Genomic DNA, 5,947 nt, shown 5'->3' with positions numbered 1-5,947 from the left:
GAAAAGAAAAACCAGCCGCTATGAAAATTCCCAATGTCGCCAAGAACCCGCCAGCGAACGGCGCGTCACCTACCGTGAAATTTTTAAAACCGATCGCCTCTCCGTTCATGATTCCGAAGATCATCAGTATACCGACCACGATAAAGATGATGATGGTCGCGACCTTGATGAGTGAAAACCAATATTCCCCTTCTCCATATCCTTTAACGGATACGTAATTCAATAGGAATATCAAAACTAAAAACATGGAACTCCATAAAAATGATGGACTGTGCGGAAACCAGAACTTCATGACCATCGTTGCGGCAGATAGTTCCGCGGCAAGCGTCATCGCCCAAGTGAACCAATAGTTCCAGCCAAGCGCAAATCCGAGGGCGGGATCGATGAACCTTGTAGCATATGTACTGAAAGCACCGCTGACTGGCATGAATGATGCCAATTCACCCAAGCTTGTCATGATGAAATATACCATGATGCCGATGACGGCATATGCGACCAACGCCCCGCCAGGACCTGCCGAATGGATGGCCGGGCCACTTCCGAGGAAGAGCCCCGTTCCAATCGCACCGCCTAATGAAATCATTGTCAGATGGCGCGCTTTCAGTTTTCTTTGCAAAGAATGTGGCGGCTCGTTTTGCTCATTTTTACCGGGCAGTTGCAATTGGCGATTTTCCAAATTAAATTCCCCTCCAACCATGCATTTTTAATCTCTCAAGATCTTGTCGATTCTCATTGCATCCAGGTCTTTTTCTCTAATCAAGAAGATACTTTCGGGTTTTTAGGAACTATGTACTTTATCAAACGTTGCCAGGCCTAAAAACCCGGTAAGGGGCTCATGGGCCTAGCATCCAGAAGAAAACCGCCATATCATTATGTGGTGGGCAAGGACCCATGAATGAACGAATTCCAGTCGATTTCAAGTAACCAGCTAGCCGCTGCTTCAATATCCTTAGCAAAGACGCGATCTTGTGTAATGCTCGGAATGATCTTTCTTGCTTCCGTATAAAAATCCTTTGTGAATGGAGCCATCTTTTCCGTTCCGCGGTACTCCACCGCTTGCAGGGCACAAATGAGCTCTATCGCCAAAACGCGGCGGACGTTTTGGATGATTTGATGCGCGTGCCGCGATCCAATTGTCCCCATGCTTACATGATCTTCCTGATTCGCTGAAGATGGAATGGAATCCACACTAGCCGGATGGGCGAGTGTCTTATTTTCAGAGACGAGTGAAGCGGCGCAATATTGCATGATCATCGCTCCCGATTGCAAGCCAGGCGACGGACTCAGGAATGGCGGTAAATCATTCAACTGGGGATTGACGAGTCGCTCGATCCGGCGCTCGGAAATGTTCGCAAGCTCGGCAATGGCGATTTTCATGAAGTCCATCGCGAACGCTATCGGCTGGCCATGGAAGTTTCCGCCTGAAATCACCTTTTCACCATCATCAAAGATAAGCGGATTATCCGTTGCAGCATTCATTTCAATTTCCAGTTTTTCTTTGACATAATCGAGAGTTTGCCATGATGCCCCATGAACCTGCGGAATGCAGCGAAGCGAATATGCATCCTGTACCCGGAGCTCCCCTTGCTTAGTGATGAGCTGGCTGCCATGGATCATGCGGCGAATCCTTTCCGCGACCTCCGTTTGCTGGCGATAACCGCGGGCAAGATGAACATCCGGATCAAAGGCGTCTTCAATGCCGCGCAGCCCTTCTAACGTCAAGGAAGCAATCGCCTCCGTTTGATGGGCAAGCTGTTCCGCTTCGATATAATTGACCAGGCCCATCCCCGTCATCGCCTGCGTTCCGTTGATTAATGCCAATCCTTCTTTCGCTTTAAGCGTCAGCGGCAGAATCCCTTCTTTCGATAATGCGGTGATCGCCTCCATTCGTTCACCTTTGTAGAACACTTCGCCTTCCCCCATCAATACAAGCGCCAAATGGGAAAGAGGCGCCAAGTCGCCGCTCGCCCCAAGTGAACCTTGCTGAGGGATGACCGGATGGACCCCGGCATTCAAAAGCTCGATCAAGCGTTCGATTACCACAGGACGCACCCCGGAGAACCCTTTTAAGAGCGCATTGGCACGGAGAAGGACCATCGCTCTTGAAACCACCTCAGGAAATGGTTCGCCTACACCGCATGCGTGAGAATGGATCAAATTCCACTGCAGCTGCTCTGCATCACCTGCATCAATCAGCACATCGCTGAATTTTCCGAAACCTGTTGTAATCCCGTAGACGACTTTCTTTTGTTTCACGATATTCTCAACCGCTTCCCGGCTTTTTTCCACCTTCTCGACACTATCGGCTGATGCCGTGACGAATGCCTCTCCATACAATACTTGCTTCGCATCTTCAATCGTTAAAGTTTGGCCTGTTAACGTAATCATTTTCCTGCACCCCTTATCCTTTTTTCACAAACAAATAGGAGGCCATATTGACAGACTTATCCAGTCATCAATACAGCCCCCTAATTCACTAATTAACTATAGGCTTTTAATTATTTAAATGTGGTTAATTCCCAAGCCAACCGCTTCATGCTCGAATCCCCGGACCGGTGCGCCGATCGTTCCATACACGGCGACTGCAATCCATTCGCCCTCATCACCGTTCTTGAAGGGCCTGCCTCGGACGATTGCAAACCGAAGGCCCGCCGTCCTCAATAGACCGCCAAGCTCGACTTGGCCTCGAGTCACCCCATGCAATGCCTCGATGATCGCATGGTACAGCGCATGCATTTCACGATATATATCGGGATTGACCAGTCCCAGCCTTTTCGCTGATGTCTCGATGGCTGCCACAATTTTCTGCAGCTCCATCGAACCGACCTTCCCTTTACCATAAAGCCAATCCATTCGCTTTAAATCATTCGTTAATGAAATTTCTTCCTCTTCTTCCGCAAACGCGTACATGATTGCATGGCGCCCGATTCTTCTGTCGAATTCCTTAGTCATGCAAGGACCTCATTTTCAATTTTCTAAATTGACTAATAACTAAATATTATTGTAAGCGGGTACAAGCCGTCCGGTCAACCTCTTTTTCAGATTTCTTTTTATTGCGATATATTCATCACACCTCTTGCATATTCGGGCTACAGGCTTCGCTTCCTGAAAACCCCGACTGCCGCCTGGAGTGGAGGATTTTTAATTTGTCCTCTCTTTCCTCTTCATTCAGTGTAAGTACAATGTTAATCTTGCTTTCCGCGGGCGGTCCGGGACTCCGCTTTGGAACAAAAAAGATGCCGCCTGGAATATCAGACGGCATCTCCTTCCAGCTGCGCAGCTTTTTAGAAATGTCTTTTCAAAGATTACATTTTAAAAGAGCAGTAACTTTTAAGCTTATATGGTACAACCCTTGCACAACTTCAATAGCTAAATGTTTTTCACAAGCAAGTAAATGAAGTACGGAGCTCCAAGAATCGACACGATGATCCCCACCGGCAGTTCCATCGGGGCCATGATGACCCGTCCCAATGTATCGGCGGATAACAGCAATAAAGCACCCAGGATTGCAGTCAATGGCAATAATCTTGCATGTGTCCCCCCCACTAGCCTTCTCGCCATATGCGGGGCGATCAGACCTAAAAAGGTTATGCCCCCGCCCACTGAAACACATACACCAGCCAGTGCGACGGAAACCATCAATAATAACCTGCGTTCCTTTTCTATCCGTACGCCGACGCCGATGGCGATTGAATCACCTAACCGCAGAACGTCCAATACTTTTGATTTATAAATGGCGAAAGGAATCAAGACAACCAACCACGGTAATAACGCCCAGACAAACGTCCAGTTCGTGCCCCAAATCGTTCCCGATAGCCAGATTAATGCCTTCATGAAATTGTTCGGTTCCATTTTCATCTGGAAAATGACCAAACCTGCACCGAAAGCGGCATTGATGCCGATCCCGACCAGTAATAGCCTCGCAGGCGTCACCTGGCCTTTTTTCCAGGAAAGAACATAAATCAAAAACGCGGCAATGAAAGAACCAATCAAGGCTGTGATGGGCATGATGAAAACGGAAGATCCGCCATTGAAGAATGCAGTGCCCTGGAAAAAGAACATATAAAGGACGACCGTGAATCCTGCTCCTGCGTTGATGCCCAAAATGCCAGGGTCGGCTAATGGATTTTGGGAAACGCCCTGTAAAATTGCTCCCGAAACGGCAATCCCCATTCCTACAAGGATCGCCATGACGATCCTTGGCAAACGGAAATCGAAAATGGTCAATTCATTTTCAGCAGTGCCATTTCCTAATAATGTTGATATAACATCCATCAGCGGAATCTTGAGGTATCCTGCGTTAATACTGATGAAAAATACAATTATGGTTAAAATACTTGTTAAGGCAAGCAGTTTCTTAAAGCGTCCCTCATTGGGGCCGGATTGCTTCGGCATCATAATCCCCTCCCTTCCTTACGAGCTAAATAAAGGAAAAAGGGAACGCCAATGAGAGCTGTGATGGCCCCGACAGGCGTCTCGAATGGAGCATTCACCATCCGTCCGACGATATCGGCAACCAGCAATAGCACGCCACCGAGAATGGCGGAACAAGGGATGATCAGCCTATAATCATTCCCGACCAAAAACCTGGTGATATGAGGAATGACCAGGCCTACGAACCCAATCATGCCTGCAATCGATACTGCAGCTCCGGTCAGCAGCAGGACCGCAATCATTCCTATAAGCTTCACGATTCCGGTATTTTGCCCAAGTCCTTTTGCCACCTCTTCCCCTAAACTAAGAATGGAAATGGAGCGGGAAAGAACCAAAGCTACCAATATCCCCACCACTATAAATGGAAGCGTAAATAAAACATGCTGTGGCTGCACACTTGAAACCCCTCCGGCAAACCAATAGCTGATATCTTTTGAAATATTGAATTTGATCCCGACCGCAGTTGAAAGCGAGCTAAGCAAGGATGCTATCGCCGAGCCGGCGAGTGCGAGCTTGACAGGCGTTATGCCGCCCCTTGAATACGATGTGATTCCGAAAACCAATGCTGCGCCCAACCCTGCACCGGCAAAAGAGAACATCATTAAGCCCAGATACGTTATACCCGGCATGACCACAAGCGCAATCGCAATGAAAAACGATGATCCGGCGGTTACTCCCAGTATGGAAGGATCAGCCAATGGATTTCTCGTCATTCCCTGCATGATTGCCCCTGAGACTGCTAACGCAGCTCCTACACACACTGCAGCGATTGCCCGCGGAAATCTTAATTGGCGAATGATCGTATGAGCGGGATTGTCTTCATCAAATTGAAATAATGCATTATATACATCACGATAGCTCAAATCGGCGGCACCGAGATTGATTGAAGCAATAATCGAAACGAGTAAGCATGCAAGGCCCACTATCATGATGACCAAGCTGGTTACTCTATTTTTATATGTATTTAGCGGTACCTTGTCGATTTTTGTTTTTGAATTCATCTGTACAACTACTCTCCAGAGGGATTATCCCTAAAAAATAACGATTGACAATGAATGATTTCTATATTTAAATTAATTGAAATCGAGAATCATTATCATGCATAGATTATTTTATCATATCTTTAGGGGGATTTAAATGTATTACGTGATAAGCAAGAAAAAAATGCTGCAACTTTTGGGCGCTGGACTGTTAGCCATTTCATTGGCTGCCTGTGGTGATGAAGGAGCGAAGGATAGCCAATCTTCGACAAATAAAACGGATCAAACTTCCAATAAAGATAACCAAGAAGAAGTGAAGACAAGAACGATAACGGATGCAATGGGACATAAAGTCACGATTCCGGCCAAGCCGAAGCGTGTCATCGCGTCATACCTTGAAGATAATCTTGTCACATTGGGTGTTAAACCAGTCGCGCAATGGAGTGTAAAAGATGGAGCAAGCATTCAAGGGTATTTACAAAAGGACCTTGATGGGATTCCTACCATTCCACACGACCTTCCATTCGAAGCTG

Annotated in this window: 5 protein-coding genes and 1 pseudogene; 1 reads left to right on the top strand and 5 read right to left on the bottom strand. The window is 47.1% G+C overall.

Translation table 11 applies throughout. The features are described 5' to 3' along the window. The 5 genes from CVN76_RS23895 to CVN76_RS23875 all read right to left on the bottom strand — a co-directional run. Positions 1-583 (bottom strand): amino acid permease (locus CVN76_RS23895; protein WP_232732171.1); only part of this gene is annotated, 583 nt, incomplete at its 3' end. Positions 584-870: 287 nt separating this feature from the next. Beyond that, positions 871-2,388 carry a histidine ammonia-lyase gene (gene hutH, locus CVN76_RS23890; RefSeq protein ID WP_100533307.1) on the bottom strand — a complete coding sequence of 506 codons (1,518 nt, stop codon included), beginning with the start codon at positions 2,386-2,388 and terminating at the stop codon, positions 871-873. Between the two features lie 114 nt (positions 2,389-2,502). After that, positions 2,503-2,952: a hut operon transcriptional regulator HutP gene (hutP, locus tag CVN76_RS23885; protein ID WP_061140629.1), complete on the bottom strand. Its 450-nt coding sequence runs from the start codon at positions 2,950-2,952 to the stop codon at positions 2,503-2,505. A 417-nt stretch (positions 2,953-3,369) separates the two neighbouring features. Continuing rightward, a complete protein-coding gene (locus CVN76_RS23880) occupies positions 3,370-4,398 on the bottom strand; it encodes a FecCD family ABC transporter permease (protein WP_232732445.1) in 1,029 nt (342 codons plus the stop codon). Continuing rightward, positions 4,395-5,435 carry a FecCD family ABC transporter permease gene (locus CVN76_RS23875; RefSeq protein ID WP_100533305.1) on the bottom strand — a complete coding sequence of 347 codons (1,041 nt, stop codon included), beginning with the start codon at positions 5,433-5,435 and terminating at the stop codon, positions 4,395-4,397. The genes CVN76_RS23880 and CVN76_RS23875 overlap by 4 nt, the downstream gene beginning before the upstream one ends. A gap of 136 nt (positions 5,436-5,571) precedes the next feature. Here CVN76_RS23875 and CVN76_RS23870 point away from each other — a divergent pair. Further along, positions 5,572-5,947, top strand: a pseudogene (locus tag CVN76_RS23870) (ABC transporter substrate-binding protein); the annotation flags it as partial.

This window comes from Bacillus sp. mrc49, from assembly GCF_002803435.1.
The sequence above is the reverse complement of the archived record's forward strand: the minus strand, read 5'-3'. Positions and strand labels throughout refer to the sequence as shown.

Bases quoted from the DNA above. Each gene is read 5' to 3' on its own strand.
- hutH (WP_100533307.1), bottom strand. From the start codon at position 2,388: ATGATTACGTTAACAGGCCAAACTTTAACGATTGAAGATGCGAAGCAA.
- hutP (WP_061140629.1), bottom strand. From the start codon at position 2,952: ATGACTAAGGAATTCGACAGAAGAATCGGGCGCCATGCAATCATGTAC.
- CVN76_RS23880 (WP_232732445.1), bottom strand. From the start codon at position 4,398: ATGATGCCGAAGCAATCCGGCCCCAATGAGGGACGCTTTAAGAAACTG.
- CVN76_RS23875 (WP_100533305.1), bottom strand. From the start codon at position 5,435: ATGAATTCAAAAACAAAAATCGACAAGGTACCGCTAAATACATATAAA.